The organism is Subtercola lobariae (genome assembly GCF_014640255.1).
Taxonomy (GTDB): Bacteria; Actinomycetota; Actinomycetes; order Actinomycetales; family Microbacteriaceae; genus Subtercola; species Subtercola lobariae.
The window spans coordinates 561,381-579,174 of sequence record NZ_BMGP01000002.1 but is presented as its reverse complement, the minus strand read 5'-3'; the positions used below and the strand labels follow the sequence as shown (position 1 = coordinate 579,174).

The following is a 17,794-nucleotide window of genomic DNA, read 5'->3' as shown; positions in this document are numbered from 1 at the left end:
TCTTCGATGAAGTCACTGGTCGTCTCGGCCGAGACGGTCGAAACCGGCCGAGGCGTAGATGGCGTCGATCACGCGCATGTTCGCCACCGCGTCGTGACCCTCGGTGAGTATCCGTTCGCCTGTCGCTAGCCCGGTGATGACGCCAGTGAGTTGATGGTCGTAGGTGGTGAGTCCGGCCACGGTGGAGACGTAGTCGACGTCGCCGTAGTGCCCGTCGGTCGTGACTGTGATGCTGTGGCCGGCCGACGGGAAGACGAGGTTGTTCACGTGAAGGCGCCCGTGTGTGCCGATCACGTCGAGCGAAGAGTTCAGCGCCGTGCCCTCGACCATTGAGCACGTTACGCGAGCGGTGACGCCCGAGTCGAAGGTGAGTGCGGCATCCATGCTCAGATCGGCTCCGAGGGGATTCAGCGTGGCCGTCGCAGAAACGACGGTCGGCTCGGAGCCCATCAACGCGCGAACCCAGTGCACCGGGTAGCAGCCGAGATCCATCAGCGAACCGCCGCCCACCGCCGGATCGTGCCGAATCGAGCGCGGGTCGAACGGGTTCGAGCCCGAAAAGTCGGCGTGTATGTCGACGATGCCACCGAGCCGCCCGCTGCCGACGATGTGATCGATTTCGGCGCTCAACGGGTGATAGCGGTCGTGAAACGCCTCGACGATGCGCTTGCCCGACGCCGCCGACGCATCGGTCATACGTTCGGCTTCGGCTGCGTTCATGGCGAACGGCTTCTCGCAGAGAACGTGCTTGCCGGCTTCGAGCGCGGCAATCGACCACCGCATGTGCTCCGACGGCGGCAGCGCGTTGTATATCAGGTCGATCTCGGGGTCGTCGAGCAGCTCGCGGTAGCTGCCGTACCCGCGGTCGATGCCGTGGGTGTCGGCGTAGTCGGCGGCAGCGGATGCCCGTCGTGACGCCACCGCCACGACCACCACATCGTTCCGCCGTCGCGCCGGGCGCACAATCGCGGCGGGCGCAATGCCGGCCGCGCCGAGTATTCCGATGCTGAGCATCTCCCCATCGTTGCAGATCAGTCGGCGGTGGCTATGCTCACACGTCGAGGCGGCGGTGGTGACCCGACATCATCGGTGCCGCACAGCACAATTGTAGGGCAGTGCCTACTAAAGTAGGGATATGCGTACAATAGTTGCTTTTCGAGATGTGGGAGTCTGATGGATCTCAGTAATCCGATGCTCTCGATCATCCCTTCTCTCGAGGGTGTTTCGCTTCGCACGCTTTCCCGAACGAGCGGGAGCCTCACTGGGGCGAGTGTCGCCCGACTCGCCGGCGTCGGCTCGGAGGCTGGAATGCGCAAGTCGCTCGAGCGACTGGTCGTGCAGGGTTTGGTCACCGCCACGCCGGCCGGAGGTTCAATTCTTTACGCGGTTAACCAGCGTCACGTGCTTTGGCCGGCAGTGCAAGCCCTCATCAGCGTGGCCGATCGGGCTCTTGCCGACGTCGAACGGCGAATGATCGACCTTGTCGAAGAATGCATCGATCGACCTCACGTTTCTGACGTAACACTCGCGCTTTTCGGCTCAGTCGTGCGCGGTGAAAGTACGAAGGCGAGCGATATCGACGTCGCCGTGGTTTTCTCTGATGGGTTCGACGAACACGTTCGAGAAACACTGGTCGATGCCCTGGTCTCCGAAATCGCCGCATGCACGGGCAACGCATGCAACGTCTACGCTGTCTCCGATTCGCGGCTGACCAGCATGGTCGCGGCGCAAGACCCTCTCATCGCGTCATGGCGCGAAGACGCTCGAACGATTCACGGCCCAGATCTGCGACAGAGAATGAGTAAAGCTCGTTAAAGCCGTAGACTGGTTGGATGAGTCGCCAAGCCCTGATGACGCGCGCCGATGCGAAAGAACGCGCCACAACCGCACGCGAATTTCTTCGGGTGGCCGAAGATCAGCTTGCCCTGATTGATGGCGCGGCTGGTCTATCGGCTGGCGCGCAAGTAGCGGCTTCGAATGCCATCATGGCAGGCATTGCCACGGCAGACGCCATCTGTGGCAAAGAACTCGGCGTTCGCGCGAACGACGCCGACCATCGTGCGGCGGCCGCGCAGCTCGCGACGGTCGAGCCAGACGGGGTGGCCCTCAGCAAGCGGCTGATGAGGCTCGTGAAAGACAAATCACTACTTCACTACGGCGGCTATTGCACGAGCACGAAGGCAGCCGAAATGACGAGACAGGCGTACGAACTCGTCGTAGCGCTCGCGTCGACGCACGGATTGTGAGACCCTGGCTGCCCGCGAGTTCGTGGTGAGTTGAGGTCGGGTTCACGTCGTGGCTACTTTAAGCGGTGGCTGCTGTAGGTGGTGGCAGCTACGGGCAGCAGCGAGTTGGGTCGGGGTCGGGTGGGGATGGGGCGGGTTCAGGCCGAGGCGGCGGCCTGGTAGGCGGCGGCGAAGTGGGTGAAGTTGGTGGCCACGCGGTCGACGAGGTCGTGCGGGCCGTTGAGTCCGGTGAGGTGGTCGGTGAGCGGCTGCTCCCAGATGCTTCGGCCGATGGCGAAGCCGCGAAAGCCGTCGACGGGTGCTGCGACGCTCAGCCAGTGGTCGAGCCGCTCTTCGGGTGCATCGCGACCGAGCACGATGCAGGTGACGGATGCCCGGGCATCCTGTCTCGCCGCAGCCACGATCGACTCGGCAGCTTCACGGGTTTCGAGGCCCTCGATCTTCCAGATGTCAGGTTCGACGTGGGCGTGCTGCAGTTCAGAGATGACCTGGGTGGTGAGGTCGGGGCGCACGTCGCGGTCGTACCGCAGGGCATCCTGATCGACCGACGCCAGCTGGGATTCGGTGGCCGGAATCAGCAGTTCGATCAGAAAGACTCGACCCGACTCACGCAACACCTGACCTACCGCGGCGAGATGTCTGAACTGCGCCTCGCGGTCGGCTTCGTCGAACGCCGGGTTGTCGCGCACGAGCACTTTCACCTGGGCGGGGTTGAAGGTCTCGACGTGACTGAACCAATCGGTGCTGGTGAAGTCGCCGTACTCGAGCACGAAGAAGTCGTGGCCGCTCGCCTCGATGGGCATGGCGAGGTCGATGCCCACCGCCAGTGCCTTCTCGGCCACAGCTGTTCCGTAGCGTTCGTCGACCAGAACGCCCACGGTCGCCGGGTCGACCCCGCGGTTCACGGCCTCGAGCAGGCCTTCGAAGATGAGCGTCTTGCCGGCCGAGATCTGCTCGATCTGCGCGGGTGTGGGCTCGCCCTCGATGCCGTAGACCTGCTTCTGCAGTGAAGCGCGGTGATCCATCGCGAGCAAGAAAAGGGGCGGGGCGGCAGCGGCCGGGCCGGGTGTCGGGGTGGTGGTTTCGCTCATGGTTTTCTCCCGCCGAATAGGTCTGCTTCGACCGTACGACGGTGGGCGGCGAAATACCTAACGAGAGCGGGTGAACAACTCGTGCGCTGGTGGGCGGCTACGGGCATCCGTACCCCGACGACGTGCGGGGAGCGGCCAGCGGCAGACGCCCCGCCTACCGCGCGGGGAGCCCGAGCTTCTGGCTGCCGATGACTGAGAGCAGCTGCAACCGCTCGTAACTCTCGGTGCCCGGAGTCGCCGTGATGACGAGCAACGACTGCTGCTGGTCGGGGTCGAGCAGCAACTGGCAGTGCAGCAGCATCGGCCCCACCTCCGGGTTCACGAAGCGTTTCTGCTCGGTGTAGACGAGCCCGATCTCGTGGTCATGCCAGACGGCCGCGAATTCGTCGCTCTGCTGCAGCAGGCTCTCGGCGAGGGCGGCCGCCTGCGAACCGGGCCCCTGCTGGGCCACGACCTGCCGAAACTGTGCCGCGAAGACGCGCCCATGCAGTTCGAAGTCGTCAGGCTCGTACATTTCGCGCGACGATGGGTCGGTGAACCAGCGGTACACGTTGATTCGGGATGCGCCCGCGAAGTGCGTCTGCTCACCGAGCAGGGCGACCGCCAGCGGCGTCTGCACCAGCGTCTCGCCGAGGTTCGACATGATCTGGGCCGGAGTGTCGTCGAGCCTGTCGAGCACCCGCATGAGCCCGGGGCTGATGTGATCGGTGCGCCGAACCCGCTGCGGGGCCCCGTGCCCGGTCAACATGAAAAGGTGATCGCGCTCGGCCAAGCTCAGCCGTAGCCCGCGAGCGATTGCCGCCGCCATCTGTTCAGACGGCTGCGGCCCATTGCCGCGCTCGAGCCGGGCGTAGTAGTCGGTCGACATTCCGGCGAGTTCGGCCACTTCTTCGCGCCGCAACCCACTGGTACGGCGCCTGGGGCCGCGGGTCAGCCCCACGTCTTCGGGTTGCAGCGCCTCCCGCCGCTTTCGCAAGAAGTCGGCGAGTTCGGGCTGGTTCACCACCTTCGCCCTCCTCCATCTGTTCGCGGCCTGTCTGGCTGTTCGCGGCCGGACTGGCGGCTCGCGGCCTGTCTGCCTACACCTCAACTCTGCACCCTCCTGAACCTCATATCCAGGCACCGCCGGTCAGTGGATGCCCGCGCCTGCTTGTGCCGCACCATCGGGTGTTCGCGCGTTCGCGCTTTCGGGCTCAGACGGCGAAAGCGACCGTGGTGCTTGCCGCTGCCCACAGACGGCTCGCCGCCGCAGCGTCGAGACCGGCTTTGCCCGGCTTTCGCACGGTGGGGTAGCCCTTGATGCTGCCGAGACCGTTCGGTCCGACGTACGCGTTTCCCGGCAGGTCTTGAGTTGCGGCGAAGAGCGTGGGCAGCGCGCCGTGTTCGGCGTCGTTCAAGAACACCGAGAAGCGGTTGATCGCGTTGGATGACGAGTGCGCCGCCAGCGGTGTGGTGGCGATGCCCGGGTGCGCTATCAGCGAGCGAATCGGTGAATGCGCGGAGTCGAGCCGCCGCTGCAGCTCGAGCGAGAAGAGTATGACCTGCAGCTTCGAGTCGTTGTAGGCATCCATCGGCTTGTAGGGCCGCGCCTTCCAATTCAGGTCGTCGACGTTCAGGTGCCCCATGCGGTGCAGCTGACTGGTGACCCACACCACGCGATCGGTGATGTGCGGCAACAGCAGGTTGGTCAGCAGAAACGGGCCGAGCGAGTTCGTGGCGGTCTGCGTGTCGAGGCCCTCGGCCGTTCGCGTCAGCGGAACATCCATCACCCCCGCGTTGTTCACCAGAACGTCGAGCGGCCCCCTCCAGTCGGCGGCGAAGGCGCGCACGCTCGCCAGACTCGACACGTCGAGTTCGCGCACCTCGACGTCGCCCGTCACACCCGTCATGCCCGCTTTGGCGGCCGCACCCTTGGCGATGTCTCGCACCGCGAGCACCACGTGGGCGCCGACTCTCGCCAGCTCTCGCGCGGTGATGAGGCCGATTCCGCTGGTGGCGCCCGTGACCACAATCGTTCTGCCGGTCAGGTCGGGTAGGTCGGCGGCAGTCCACTTGGTCATCGCTCAGCTCCGGTTTCTCGCAGCCCCGAAGGCTGCTGAAATCAGTTGATCGCGAATGGCGCCCAGCAAACAGGGCGCGGTTATCCACTGTTCATCGGTCAGTGGATGCCCGGGGTGCGCGCGCTCGCCCCGCGAGGTCGGCGGGGCGCCGACTCGGTCAGCGCCCTGTCGGGCCAGCGCCCTGTCGGGTCAGCGTCAGCACCCCGTCAGGTCAGCGCCCAGCCTGCTCAGCGCCCCGCCGCTTGGGTCAGCCGATTGATCGGCGAGGGCCGTTTCGTCACCACCAGCGTCACCACGACAGCGATGAGCAGCACCGAGGTAACCACCTCGGGCCAGGGCGCGAGCGCGCAGAGCCCGATGAGCACACCGGCGATCGGAATGACCGTGTTCGCCACCCGGCCGACCCCGGGCCTGATCGCCAGCGCCCACACCGCGAGCACGAACACCGCCACCGGAATGGTGAGCGTCGCCCCGGCCTCGACCGTCGGCAGTTGGGTGGCGCCCGAATGCACCGCCACGGCGACCTCGATTCCCGCCGATACCGCTCCGGCTGCCGCGAAGATGATGTAGTGGGTGTATCCGGTGGTCAGTGACTGCCGCAGATTGGCGAAGTTGTCGTGCTGCGAGACGGCGAAGTAGATCCACCACATGGCCGCGGTGATGATCAGGCCGCACGCCGCCAGTAAGGTCAGCGTGAAGACGTGGTCGGCATCCTGCAGCCCGTCGATGATGGCGTTCGCTGAGCCGAGCAGGCCCTCGCCGAGCACCACGAGGGTGAAGAGGCCGTAGCGTTCGGCGATGTGGTGGTCGTGCCACGGGGTGACGTTCTTCTGTTCGGCCCAGATGGGAACCGTGATTTCGGCGAGGGCGAGCACGATGAAGCTCATCACCCCGAGCGAGTCGGGCAGCAGCAGGCGTAACACCCAGGCGAGCTGCACCACGGTGATTCCGCCGGCATAGCGGAGGGCGGTAGCTCGGTATTCGGGCGAATTCACGGCGACACGCACCCATTGGCTCACCATTGCCAGGCGCATGATGACGTATCCGAACGTGACAGCGGTGAAGTTGCCGTGCTGCATGGCACCCGGAACCCCCGCGGCCAAGACGAGCACGCCGCCCATCTGCACGATGGTGGTGACCCGGTACAGCCAGTCGTCGTTGTCGAAGGCGGTCGCGAACCAGGTGAAGTTCATCCAGGCCCACCAGATGGCGAAGAACACCATGAGGTAGGCGCCCACGCCGGCCCAGAGGTGCTGTTCGCTCTCGAGCTCGTGCAGGTTGGTGGCGGCGAGACCCACGGCGATGACGAACACGAGGTCGAAGAACAACTCGAGGCTCGAGGCGACGCGGCCGGGTTCGTGCTTGTCGCGCGGGCGAATGGGCCGCAGGTCGAGTCGATCCAGGATGCTCGGCATAGGTACATTCTGGCCCACGCCGCTCCGGCCCACGCGCTACTAGCGGGTCGTCTTGTTCTGGCCCACGCCGTTCTGGCGGGCGGCCGTCGCGGTCTGGCCCCCGTTCGGCCCGCCGCCGCACCCATTTCGGCCTCCGCCTCCGCTGGTGAGCCCGTTAGGTCGTTTTGAGGCCGGTGTAGTGGGCTCAAAACACCTAACGGACTCACGACGGCGTGCGCGGGGGCGTACGGGCGGAGCGCGGATTGGTTCGGAAGGAGCCCGCCAGACCGCGCGTCAGCACTCGGTGAGGTTCACCGAGATGCGGGTACTCGTGGCGAGGCCGCCGAGGGCGGTTTCTTTGTACTTGCTCTGCATGTCGAGGCCCGTCAGGCGCATCGTGGTGATGACTTCGTCGAGCGAGACGTGGTGCATCCCGTCGCCCAGCATGGCCATTTTCGCCGCAGTGATGGCCTTCGTGGCGCCCATGGCGTTGCGTTCGATGCACGGAATCTGCACCAGCCCGCCGATGGGGTCGCACGTGAGGCCGAGGTTGTGTTCCATGGCGATTTCGGCGGCGTTCTCGACCTGCGCGGGCGTTGCGCCGAGAATTTCGGCGAGAGCGCCGGCCGCCATCGAGCACGCGGAGCCCACCTCGCCCTGGCAGCCCACCTCCGCGCCCGAGATAGAGGCGTTGTTCTTGTAGAGGGTGCCGATGGCGCCCGCAGTGAGCAGAAAGCGCACGGCGATGTCGTCGGGTGAGTCGGTGATGGCTGACGGGGGTGCGATGGCGGTGCCGGTGATGGCTGACGTGGGTGCGATGGCGGTGCCGGTGATGGCTGAAGGGGGTGCGATGGCGGTGCCGGTGATGGCTGACGGGGGTGCGATGGCGGTGCCGGTGATGGCTGACGGGGGTGCGCTGGCGGTGCCGGTGATGGCTGACGGGGGTGCGCTGGCGGTGCCGGTGATGGCTGACGTGGGTGCGATGGCGGTGTCGCCCCGGTCTCCGGGGTCGTGGTGCGCGGTGCCGCCATCGTCGGCGGCGGAGGTGGCACCGCGTGTGGGGGTGCCGGGCGCCGACCGATCGGCGAAGTGCGTGGCGTAGTACAGCACCGCCGGAATGATGCCCGCGGCCCCGTTCGTCGGCGCCGTCACGACCCGCCCGCCCGAGGCGTTCTCTTCGTTCACAGCGAGTGCGATCAAACCCACCCATTCTTGCCAGAACTCTTTGCCACGCTCCGGCCCCGCCTCCGAAAGCTGCCGAAACCACGCGGGCGCGCGCCGTCGCACGTCGAGCCCGCCCGGCAAGACTCCGGCGCGGTGGATGCTCGACTCCACACACTCGTTCATCACATCTCTAATGCGCAGCAGACCGCGCCGCACCTCCTCGGCCGGCAGCTTCTCGTTCGCCAGCATCACGTCGCTGAAGGCCCAGCCGTTCTCGTCGCAGAGCTCCACCAGGCGTGCTGACGTGTCGAAGGCGAATGGATGCTCGGGCTCGACTCGAGGCGCGACCCGCCCCTCGCCGCCGCCCGCGGTACCTGCCGCTGTCGCTGCCACGTCGCCCTCGGTGCCGCGTTCGTCTGCACTCGGGCCGCGCGACCCCTCGCCGCCGAGCGATTCGTCGCTGCCTAACGCGTCACCCTCGTGCACCACGAACCCACCGCCCACCGAGTAATACGTCTCCTCGGCCAGCACCGCCCGCGCGGCGTCGAACGCCGTGAACCGCAGCGCATTGGGGTGCCGCGGCAACGTGGTGAGCGGCTTCAGTACGATCTCGTTGCTGGCAAAAGGCACCGCGTGGCTGCCGCCGAGCAGCAGCACGCCGCTCGCATCGATGTCGGCTGCGCGTTCGGCGACGAACTCCGGCAGCACCGACGCGGGGTCGGCGCATCCGAGCCCCAGCAGCACCGCACGAAGGGTGCCGTGCCCCACACCGGTGGCCGCGAGCGAGCCGAAGAGTTCGACGCGCAGAGCGGCGACCGACTCGAGAACGGGGGAGCGGGCATCCGGAGCCTGCAGAGACCTGGCGAACGACGCCGCAGCCCGCATGGGGCCTACCGTGTGTGAGCTCGACGGCCCGATTCCGATGCTGAAGAGATCGAAAACGCTGAGCGGCTGGGTCACGTGGGTGCTCCGATCGGGTGAAACCGCGACGATCTGCCGCGGCCGGCCCCCCGACCTACCTGAACACTCTAGGCAGGGTCTTCGCTCACAGCAAGGCTCGAGATGACCTGCTGGTTTCTGAAGTGGCCCACGAACATGGCCACGATGCCGAGGGCAGTCCAGCCGGCGAGCACCAGCCACGGGAAGATGGTGCTCGCGTCAGGAAAGTACGACAGATCGCGAATGAGGGTCGAAGACGCGCCCGGAACGAACCACTGGCCCACCGCGCCCCATGGGGCGACGTCGAATTGCAGCGGCTGAGTAGCTGACGAGAGCGGGTTGCCGATGAGCATGGTCAGAACGGAGCCAACGGCGATTCCGCCCCGGCCGAGCAACGCGTTGGCGCCGACCACGAACGAGGCGGTGGCCGCCATGGCGAGCGTGATGGCGGCCGCGTTGAGCGCGAACGAACCCTGCAAAATGCCGAACCACGGTTGCATGATGAGCGTGACGCCGACACCGGTGACCACGGCGTAGACGATGACGCTCGTCAGACGGCGCCAGACGCCGGTGATCAGCAGCGAGACAAGTACGCCGCCGAGAATTCCGCCGAGCACCAGGGGAAATGCCGCTGCTGTGAGCCCGACCCCACGCGCGTCTGTCGAGGCCAGCGGCACCACATCGGTGACGGCGACCGTGATGGCCGGTGCGGTTGTGCCCGCCGGGGCCTGACCTGCGGCGATGGCCTGAGTCACGGCGGCCTGTGCTGCCGCGTTCGCCTGGGCCTGGATGGGCGCGGCCAGCTGGTCGAGAATCTGGCTGACAGCCGCTCCATTCGCCGAGGCGGTGAGAATCTCTGGGCTCTGGCCCAGCACGATCGCTCCGTAGACGGTGCGGGTGTTGATGAGGTCGACGGCGTCTTGCCGGTCGCCGACAGCCGTCACGGCGAACGCTCCCTCGGCCTGCTTGTTGAGCGAATCGGTGACGGCAGTGACTTGCTCAGAGGTGCCGACGATCGCAATCGGAATGTCTTTGACACTCGACGTGATGGTGGGCCAGACGAAGGCCACAACGATCAGGGCGACCACGACAGCTGCGCCCAGGGCGATGCCGATGGCGCGGCCCCAGCGGGTGTGCGGCTTGAGGGTGGGTGCTGGCTTTGTGGGCCTGGGGGTGTGGGTGTTGGCCGCGTGCGCCGGGTGGGCGCGTGCCGCCTCGCCGTGCGCCGCGGTGTCGGGCAGGTCGATGGTCGACGTCATAATTCGCTCCTAAAAAGAATGTTCGTTTTTTATTGTGAACTCACCTGGAGCGCTTGTCAAGAACGATCGTTCTTTTTAGAGTGAGTACATGCCCAAAGTCACCGCCGAACACCGTGAGTCGCGAAAGCACGAAATCGCCGCCGCTGCCCTTCGCCTCTTTGCCCAGAAGGGCTTTCAGGCCACCTCGATGGCCGACATCATCGCCGAAAGCGGGCTCTCGGCCGGCGCGATCTATGGGCACTTCAAGGGCAAAGACGAACTGATCCACTCGGCTATCTCCGACCTGCTCGAGGTTCGCCTGCACGGGGTCGAGGCCGCCGGCACGGCCGACCCGGTCGCTCCGGGCGAACTGCTGCGCACCTTCCTCGACGGCATCGAAACCGAAGTCGACGACCTCGGCCTGCTCCTTCAGGTCTGGGCGCAAGCCGCCCTCGACGTCTCGAGCCGCGAATCGACAGACCGCATCGGCAGCCACCTGCGCCGCGTTCTCGAGCTGTACCTCGTCGACTGGTACGAGCGTGGCCTCGGGATGCCCGCCCACGAGGCCGAGCGCACGGCCGCCGCCTTCGCGAGTCTGTATCTCGGCATTCTGCAGGGTTACGTCATACAGAACACCATCTTCGAGAGCTTCGACCGCGACGCCTACCTCGACGCGGCTTCTGCCGTGCGCCCCGACTTCACCCTGCTCGCCTAACTCGAAGTTGAGTGCAGCACGCTCAGCTTTTTCGCCCAGAGCGATCAACCGGGAATAACCCACCCTCCGTAGCGTTAACTTGAGTCGAGGGCACTCAAGTTTCACCAGGAGGACACATTGCCTAACAACTCAAACCCCGAAGGTACCGGCGGCAACTCATTCGACGAGTTTCTCGCTCGTTACCTCGAGGGCGAGCGCTCGGCCCAGCAGGGCGCCCGTTCCATAGACATCAGCCGCTTCCTCAGCCGCCGCACGCACGAAGTGCTGGCCGAGGCCGGTAAGTTCGCGCTCGAGCACGGTCAGTCCGAGCTCGACGCACTACACATTCTTCGCGTCATCGCCGAGAAGGAGCCGGCCGCTGACGCTATTCGCCGCGTGGGCGCGAACCCGCGCGCCATCGCGGAGGCTGCCGAGGGGCGTCTACCGCAGGCTTCGGCCGAACGTGACGACGTTGCTCCGTCGCTGACGCAGTCGGCCACGCGCACACTGTTTCACGCGTACCAGGTCGCCCGGGCATCCGGCTCGACCTACATCGACCCTGAGCACCTCTTCTTCGCGCTCGTCATCAACCAAGACTCGCCCGCGGGCGCCGTTCTGGCGGCTGCCGGCGTGACTCCGGATGCTCTGCAGGCCGGCATGCGCGAAACGGTCAACGCGGGCACGACAGGCTCTGCCGCAGGTGACGAGACGGCTGAGACCGACTCCGACACCCCCACGCTCGACAAGTTCGGCACCGACCTCACTGAGCTGGCCCGCGAGGGCGACCTCGACCCCGTGATCGGCCGGCTCGACGAGATCGAGCAGACCATCGAGATTCTGTCGCGCCGCACCAAGAACAACCCCGTTCTGATTGGTGAGGCGGGCGTGGGTAAGACCGCGATCGTCTCAGGTCTGGCTCAGGCCATCGTCGACGGCGGTGTTCCCGAGCAGCTGCGCGGTAAGCGCGTGGTGACGCTCGACCTGCCCGCCATGCTCGCCGGAACCAAGTACCGCGGCGACTTCGAAGAGCGCCTCACCAAGCTGATGGATGAGATCTCAGCCCATAAGAGTGAGCTGATCGTCTTCATCGACGAGATTCACACCGTTGTCGGTGCCGGCGGTTCGGGTGAGGGCGGTATGGATGCCGGAAACATCTTGAAGCCCCGCCTGGCACGCGGCGACCTGCACCTGGTGGGCGCCACCACGCTGAAGGAGTACCGTTCCATCGAGAAAGATCCCGCGCTCGAGCGCCGGTTCCAGCCTGTAACTGTGGGCGAGCCGAACATCGAAGACGCGGTGCTGATCTTGGCCGGGCTCGCGCCTGCCTATGAGGAGCACCACGCAGTGACCTACACGCCCGAGGCGATTCGCGCTTCGGTCGAGCTGTCTGCGCGATACATCAGCGACCGGTTCTTGCCCGACAAGGCGATCGACCTGATCGACCAGGCCGGGGCTCGGCTGCGCCTGAAGCTCGGCAAGAAGGTCGACGCGTCGGCCCTCCTGCAACAGCTCGCCGACCTCGAAGCCTCGAAGAACTCGGCCGTCGCGGCCGAGCACTACGAAGAGGCGTCGCGTCTGCGTGACGAGATCGAGGCTGTGCAGGCGAAGCTCGCGAACGTGAAGTCGACCGACATCGCCGATGTTGCGGCGGTCGTCGGCGAGCCAGAGATCGCGGCCGTCATATCGCGGGCCACGGGCATCCCGGCCAATCGGCTGACCCAGGTCGACCGTGAACGCCTCGCTCTGCTCGAAGAAGAACTGCACGCCCGCGTGATCGGGCAAGACGACGCCGTGACGGTGGTCGCTAAGGCTGTGCGGCGCAACCGCACCGGCATGGGCGATCGCAACCGGCCCGTCGGCAGCTTCCTGTTCCTCGGACCCACCGGTGTCGGCAAGACCGAGCTGGCGAAGACCCTCGCGGGCTCGCTGTTCGGCGATGAGAAAGCGATGCTGCGCTTCGACATGAGTGAGTACGGCGAGCGGCACACCGTGTCGCGGCTCGTCGGTGCCCCTCCCGGATATGTGGGCTACGACGAGGCCGGTCAGCTGACCGAGCGGGTTCGTCGTAACCCGTACTCGGTCATCCTGTTCGACGAGATCGAGAAGGCGCACCCCGACGTGTTCAACCTGCTCTTGCAGGTGCTCGACGACGGTCGCCTGACCGACGGTCAGGGTCGCACGGTCGACTTCCGCAACACGGTGGTCATCATGACCTCGAACCTGGGCTCTGAGTTCTTGGCGAGCCGCAGCGGCGGAATCGGCTTCGTGGCCGACCACTCGGCCGGTGGCGGATTCGGCTCAGACAAGGCGCTGCGCGATCGCGTGATGGGCAAGCTGCGCGAGGCCATGCGCCCCGAGTTCTTGAACCGTATCGACGAGATCGTGCTGTTCCAAAAGCTCGAGAAGCCCCAGTTGCGCCAGATCGTGTCGCTGCTGCTCGGCGCCTCGCGTGCCCGCCTGGCCGCTCGTTCGATCACGCTGTCGGTTACCGACGCCGCAATCGACTGGATCGCCGACAACGGCTACGAACCCGAATACGGTGCGCGCCCCCTGCGCCGCGTCATTCAGCGGTCAGTGGATGATCGTATCGCCGACCTGCTCGTCACCGGTGCCCTGACCGACGGCGGTACCGTGACCGTCTCCGCCTCGGCGGGCGAGCTCACCGTCGTCAGCTCGGCCTCGGCGGCCACCCCCGCGGACATGGCCTTCGCCGCCTAGCCCACACCCCGGTCGCAACGCGTCGACGTTGCGCAAAAGCACCCCCGCTTTCGAGTGGGGGTGCTTTTGCGCATCCCAGGCTGCATCCCTCTAGCCGCACGCACAAGCACGCTTGGTTCTGCGCCACACCGTCAGGGGGTGGGCAGGTGCGCGGCACTCATCACGTGAGCGGTGAGGTCTTCGAGCATTGTGAGCACCTCGTCGGGGTCGGCCCGCCAGTACGTGATGGGTCCGCTGCCGCGCGGGTGGGTGGTGTGCCGCTCGAGGAGGAGGCCGTCGTCGGTGAGGGCGCGCAGGTGGTGGTGCACGCCGTTGCGGGTGAGGGCGAGCGCCGCCATGAGCTCGGCGGCGCTCACCTCGCCCGACGCGAGCACGAGGCGCAAGATCTCGACGCGCGTCGACGTGGCGCCGAGCGCGCGGTAAGCGCGCGCCGCGGCGTAGTCGTCGCCGTGCCCGACAAGCGATACCGACATGACACCCTCCCGCCTTGAATACTGTGGTCGTTTCGTCGGAGAATCGGGTTCATCCCCGCAATACGTGGACAGCGTGGCTGATCTCCGACGTAAGTACCGCGCCGACGTAAGTACCGCGCCGACCTCAGCACGAGACGGCCGCCGCCGGGCGCAGCCGCTAGAACGCGACGAGTACCACGCCCGAACCCTGTCCGCCGCCGCCGCAGATGCCTGCCGCGCCGACCGAACCCGTTCCGAGGGCGGCGAGCCGCCGGGCGAGGTGACCGACGATGCGCGTGCCGGAGGCTCCGATGGGGTGCCCGAGGGCGATGGCCCCGCCGTTGCTGTTCACGATCGATTCGTCGACCCCGAGCATCCGTGTCGACTGAACCGAAACCGACGCGAAGGCCTCGTTGATCTCGACAGCAGCAAGGTCACTCGTGGTGTACGACGTGCGAGCGAGCGCTTTGTTGATAGCGTTCGCCGGCTGCGCGTGCAGCCGCACATCGGGGCCGGCCACGAACGCGTGCGCCACCACGGTGGCGATCTTGTGCGCACCGAGCGCATCGGCCGCGGTCTCACTCATCAGCACGATTGCCGCCGCGCCGTCGGTGATCTGCGACGAGTTGCCGGCCGTGATGGTACCCGACGAACCGAAGGCGGGCCGAAGACCGGCGAGCGTCTCAACGGTGGTCTCAGCGCGCAACCCGTCGTCGGCCGACACGACCGTGGCGCCCTTACGCCCAGGCACCGAGAACGGCACGATTTCGCCTTCGAGAAACGAAGCGCCGGCGGCGAGCGTCTGGTGCGAACGGGCACCCCACGCGTCTTGCTCTTCACGACTGAGGTGCAGCTCGGTGTTGCCCTCTTCGGTCGAAATACCCATCGAACGCTTCTCGAACGCGTCGGTCAGCCCGTCGTGCTCCATCGTGTCGATCAGCTCGACGGCACCGTACTTCTTGCCGGCCCGTGAGCCCGACCACGCGTGCGGAGCCAGCGTCATCGACTCCTGCCCCACGGCAACTACCACGTCGGCCTCGCCCGCGTTGATGAGGCGCACGGCGTTGACCACGGCCTCCATTCCCGAGAGGCACACCGCGTTGATCGTGATGGCCGGTACGGTCAGCGGGATGCCCGCACCCACCGCCGACTGGCGTGCAGGGTTCTGGCCTGCCGCCCCTTGAAGCACTTGCCCGCCATACACCATCTCCACCGAATCGGCCGAGACGCCCGCTTTCTCGAGGGCCGCCGTGATGGCGTGCGCCCCGAGCTCGGTGGCCGGAATCGTGCTGAACACGCCGTTGTACCTCACGAATGGGGTGCGGGCGTAGCCCACGATTACTGCGCTCATGCGCCTACCTCCGTCTGGTCTGAAACGACCTGGTCTGGAACGACACTAGGGTCGAGGTCGACCGTGAACCCCGCGCCCGTCTTTGATTCGATTTCTTCGACGCTCACGCCCGGGGCCGTGGCGCGCAACACGAGCGCTTCATCGACGACGTCGAACACAGCGAGGTCGCTGATGATTCGCTGCACGACGCGAGCGCCGGTGAGCGGCAGGTCGCACGTTGCGACGATTTTCGGCGAGCCGTCTTTGGCCACGTGCTCGGTGATCACGATCACCCGGGGGGTGCCGGCGACGAGATCCATCGCGCCGCCCATTCCCTTCACGAGCTTGCCCGGAATCGTCCAGTTCGCCAGGTCGCCATTCGCGGCCACTTGAAGGGCCCCGAGAATAGCGACCTGCACGTGCCCGCCGCGAATCATCGAGAACGAGGTCGCCGAATCGAAGAAGCTGCCGCCGGGCGCGAGCGTGATGGTCTGCTTGCCGGCGTTCACCAGATCGGCGTCTTCTTCGCCTTCGAACGGAAACGGGCCCATGCCGAGCAACCCGTTCTCACTCTGCAGGGTGACGGATACGCCGTCGGGCAAGTGGTTGGCAACCATGGTCGGAATACCGATTCCCAGGTTGACGTACTCGCCGTCGTTGAGTTCGCGGGCGGCAATTGCCGCCATGTCGTCGCGTGACCAGGCCATTTTTCGTTCTTTCTGCTCAGGCGCCGGTCAAGGCGCGCGGCCGAACGGTTCGTTGTTCGATGTCTTTGGGGCGGTCGGTGGCCTGCATCAGGCGCTGCACGAAAATGCCGGGCGTCACGATGATGTTCGGGTCGATGAACTCGCCCTCGCCGAGAATCTCTTCGGCCTCGACGAGGGTGACCCGGCCGGCGGTGGCGACGTTCGGGTTGAAGTTACGCGAGGCATGCCGGTAAATCAGGTTGCCGGCCGCGTCGGCGCGAAACGCGTGCACGATTGCGATGTCGGCCACGATGCCGCGTTCGAGCACGTAGGTTTCACCGTCGAACTCGTGCAGCTCTTTGCCTTCAGCAATGGGCGTGCCCACGCCCGTCTTGGTGTAGAAACCCGCGATTCCGGCCCCGCCCGCGCGAAGGCGCTCGGCGAGGGTGCCCTGTGGCACGAACTCCACCTCGAGCTCGCCGCTCAAGAACTGCTGTGCGAACAGCTTGTTCTCGCCCACGTATGACGCGAGCACGCGCTTGACCTGGTGGTTCTCGAGCAGAATGCCGAGGCCTTTGCCGTCGACGCCCATGTTGTTCGAGATGATAGTGAGGTCTTTGGCACCGCTGTCACGAATCGCCTCGATGAGGTCGTTCGGGTTGCCGCTGAGGCCGAAACCACCGGCTGCGATGGTTGCCCCGTCGTGGATGACATCGTGCACAGCCTCTGCCGCGCTCTGCCAGAGCTTTGACACACGCACTCCTTTGTGGGTTAGTGACGGATGCCCATAAAGTGGGCACCACTATTCTTCTATCGAAGCTACGCGCACCTGATAGCCGCTGTCAAAGTTTCACACTAAAGTGATTGCAGTGTGGGCAGCGCCCCTGAGCTTGTCCATAATGTGGAGACATGATGAACGCGAAGTGGATGCCCGATGCCTGACGGCTTGCAAGGGGCTCAGGTCATCTCGCGCGCGGGCCGGGTGTTGCGCGTGGTCAGCGAGCACTCGCCCGACGGCGTATCCACTGCCCAGGTCGCCGACGAAGCCGAACTCACGCGCCCGACCGCGCACCGACTGCTGACCTCCCTCGCAGCCGAAGGATTTCTCGACCTCGACACGGCCAAGGCGCGCTGGCATCTCGGGCCGGAGCTCTACCTCATGGGCGCACTCGCCGCCGAACGGTACGACATCACCGACTTCGCCCGTGAGAGCGTCGAGACGCTCGCCCGCGAAACGGGGGAGAGCGCCTTTCTCTCGGCCCGCCGCGGCTTCGAAACGGTGTGCCTGCTGCGCATCGAGGGCAGTTTTCCGGTGCGTTCGTTCGTCTTGTACGAAGGGGTACGGTTTCCGCTCGGAGTGGCGAGCGCGGGGCTCGCGATTCTGTCGTTTCTGACGCCCACGGAGATCGACAGCTACCTCGCCCGGGAGTCGCTCGCCGAGCGGTGGGGTGCGCAGCACCAGGCGGCCGAGGTTCGGCAGCGCATCGCCGAGACGCGCTCACGCGGTTACGCCGTGAACCCAGGCTTGCTGGTCGAGGGTAGTTGGGGCATGGGAGCGGCGATCTTCGACGAGCATGGCCGGCCGGCCTGGGCGCTGAGCCTCACTGGCATCGAGTCACGCTTCAGCCCCGATCGTCGCCCCGACCTCGGCCGGCTCCTTCTCGAGCAAGCGCACATCGTCACGAAGCGGTTGCAGAAAAGAGCGGCGGATTCGCCCCAGCGCAGATGAAATCTGCTCAGTTGAGGTGAATCCGCCGCTCTTTTGCGTCAGTGCTGTTTTGC

General features: G+C 66.1%; 16 protein-coding genes. 5 read left to right on the top strand and 11 right to left on the bottom strand.

Going from position 1 to position 17,794, the window contains the following annotated elements:
• Positions 1-12: 12 nt before the first annotated feature.
• Positions 13-1,014: a Gfo/Idh/MocA family protein gene (locus tag IEX24_RS07030; RefSeq protein ID WP_188675739.1), complete on the bottom strand. Its 1,002-nt coding sequence runs from the start codon at positions 1,012-1,014 to the stop codon at positions 13-15.
• A 159-nt stretch (positions 1,015-1,173) separates the two neighbouring features.
• On the opposite strand from IEX24_RS07030, the gene IEX24_RS07025 reads away from it, so the two are divergent.
• Positions 1,174-1,815, top strand: coding sequence for a nucleotidyltransferase family protein (locus IEX24_RS07025; RefSeq protein WP_188675721.1), 642 nt, complete (start codon positions 1,174-1,176; stop codon positions 1,813-1,815).
• Between the two features lie 17 nt (positions 1,816-1,832).
• Positions 1,833-2,246, top strand: coding sequence for a hypothetical protein (locus tag IEX24_RS07020; protein ID WP_188675720.1), 414 nt, complete (start codon positions 1,833-1,835; stop codon positions 2,244-2,246).
• Positions 2,247-2,383: 137 nt separating this feature from the next.
• Here IEX24_RS07020 and IEX24_RS07015 read toward each other — a convergent pair whose 3' ends face one another.
• From IEX24_RS07015 to IEX24_RS06985, 6 genes are all read right to left on the bottom strand, one after another.
• The gene (locus tag IEX24_RS07015) at positions 2,384-3,337 is read right to left on the bottom strand and encodes a 2-deoxy-5-keto-D-gluconate 6-phosphate aldolase domain-containing protein (protein ID WP_188675718.1); all 954 of its coding nucleotides are present in this window, start codon (positions 3,335-3,337) and stop codon (positions 2,384-2,386) included.
• Between the two features lie 154 nt (positions 3,338-3,491).
• Entirely contained in the window at positions 3,492-4,343 is an 852-nt protein-coding gene (locus tag IEX24_RS07010; RefSeq protein ID WP_203585873.1) for a helix-turn-helix transcriptional regulator, read from the bottom strand.
• Between the two features lie 187 nt (positions 4,344-4,530).
• On the bottom strand, positions 4,531-5,397 hold the full coding sequence (locus IEX24_RS07005) for an SDR family NAD(P)-dependent oxidoreductase (protein ID WP_188675715.1): 867 nt from the start codon (positions 5,395-5,397) through the stop codon (positions 4,531-4,533).
• Positions 5,398-5,624: 227 nt separating this feature from the next.
• Positions 5,625-6,812: a low temperature requirement protein A gene (locus IEX24_RS07000; RefSeq protein WP_188675712.1), complete on the bottom strand. Its 1,188-nt coding sequence runs from the start codon at positions 6,810-6,812 to the stop codon at positions 5,625-5,627.
• 273 nt (positions 6,813-7,085) lie between these two features.
• Positions 7,086-8,915 (bottom strand): L-serine ammonia-lyase, iron-sulfur-dependent, subunit alpha, encoded by a 1,830-nt coding sequence (locus IEX24_RS19530; RefSeq protein ID WP_229715147.1) that lies wholly within the window; start codon positions 8,913-8,915, stop codon positions 7,086-7,088.
• 68 nt (positions 8,916-8,983) lie between these two features.
• Positions 8,984-10,153: an ABC transporter permease gene (locus tag IEX24_RS06985; RefSeq protein ID WP_188675709.1), complete on the bottom strand. Its 1,170-nt coding sequence runs from the start codon at positions 10,151-10,153 to the stop codon at positions 8,984-8,986.
• A gap of 88 nt (positions 10,154-10,241) precedes the next feature.
• Here IEX24_RS06985 and IEX24_RS06980 point away from each other — a divergent pair, with 88 nt between their 5' ends.
• Positions 10,242-10,847: a TetR/AcrR family transcriptional regulator gene (locus tag IEX24_RS06980; RefSeq protein ID WP_188675706.1), complete on the top strand. Its 606-nt coding sequence runs from the start codon at positions 10,242-10,244 to the stop codon at positions 10,845-10,847.
• A 117-nt stretch (positions 10,848-10,964) separates the two neighbouring features.
• On the top strand, positions 10,965-13,544 hold the full coding sequence (locus tag IEX24_RS06975) for an ATP-dependent Clp protease ATP-binding subunit (RefSeq protein ID WP_188675704.1): 2,580 nt from the start codon (positions 10,965-10,967) through the stop codon (positions 13,542-13,544).
• 131 nt (positions 13,545-13,675) lie between these two features.
• On the opposite strand, the gene IEX24_RS06970 is transcribed toward IEX24_RS06975, so the two are convergent.
• From IEX24_RS06970 to IEX24_RS06955, 4 genes are all read right to left on the bottom strand, one after another.
• Entirely contained in the window at positions 13,676-14,017 is a 342-nt protein-coding gene (locus tag IEX24_RS06970; protein WP_188675701.1) for an ArsR/SmtB family transcription factor, read from the bottom strand.
• Positions 14,018-14,174: 157 nt separating this feature from the next.
• The gene (locus IEX24_RS06965) at positions 14,175-15,347 is read right to left on the bottom strand and encodes an acetyl-CoA C-acyltransferase (protein ID WP_188675699.1); all 1,173 of its coding nucleotides are present in this window, start codon (positions 15,345-15,347) and stop codon (positions 14,175-14,177) included.
• A complete protein-coding gene (locus IEX24_RS06960; protein ID WP_188675692.1) occupies positions 15,344-16,033 on the bottom strand; it encodes a CoA transferase subunit B in 690 nt (229 codons plus the stop codon). Before IEX24_RS06960 ends, IEX24_RS06965 begins: the two co-directional genes overlap by 4 nt.
• 16 nt (positions 16,034-16,049) lie before the next feature.
• The gene (locus tag IEX24_RS06955) at positions 16,050-16,766 is read right to left on the bottom strand and encodes a CoA transferase subunit A (protein ID WP_188675690.1); all 717 of its coding nucleotides are present in this window, start codon (positions 16,764-16,766) and stop codon (positions 16,050-16,052) included.
• Positions 16,767-16,946: 180 nt separating this feature from the next.
• Here IEX24_RS06955 and IEX24_RS06950 point away from each other — a divergent pair, with 180 nt between their 5' ends.
• Positions 16,947-17,741, top strand: coding sequence for an IclR family transcriptional regulator (locus tag IEX24_RS06950; protein WP_188675688.1), 795 nt, complete (start codon positions 16,947-16,949; stop codon positions 17,739-17,741).
• Positions 17,742-17,794: the final 53 nt, after the last annotated feature.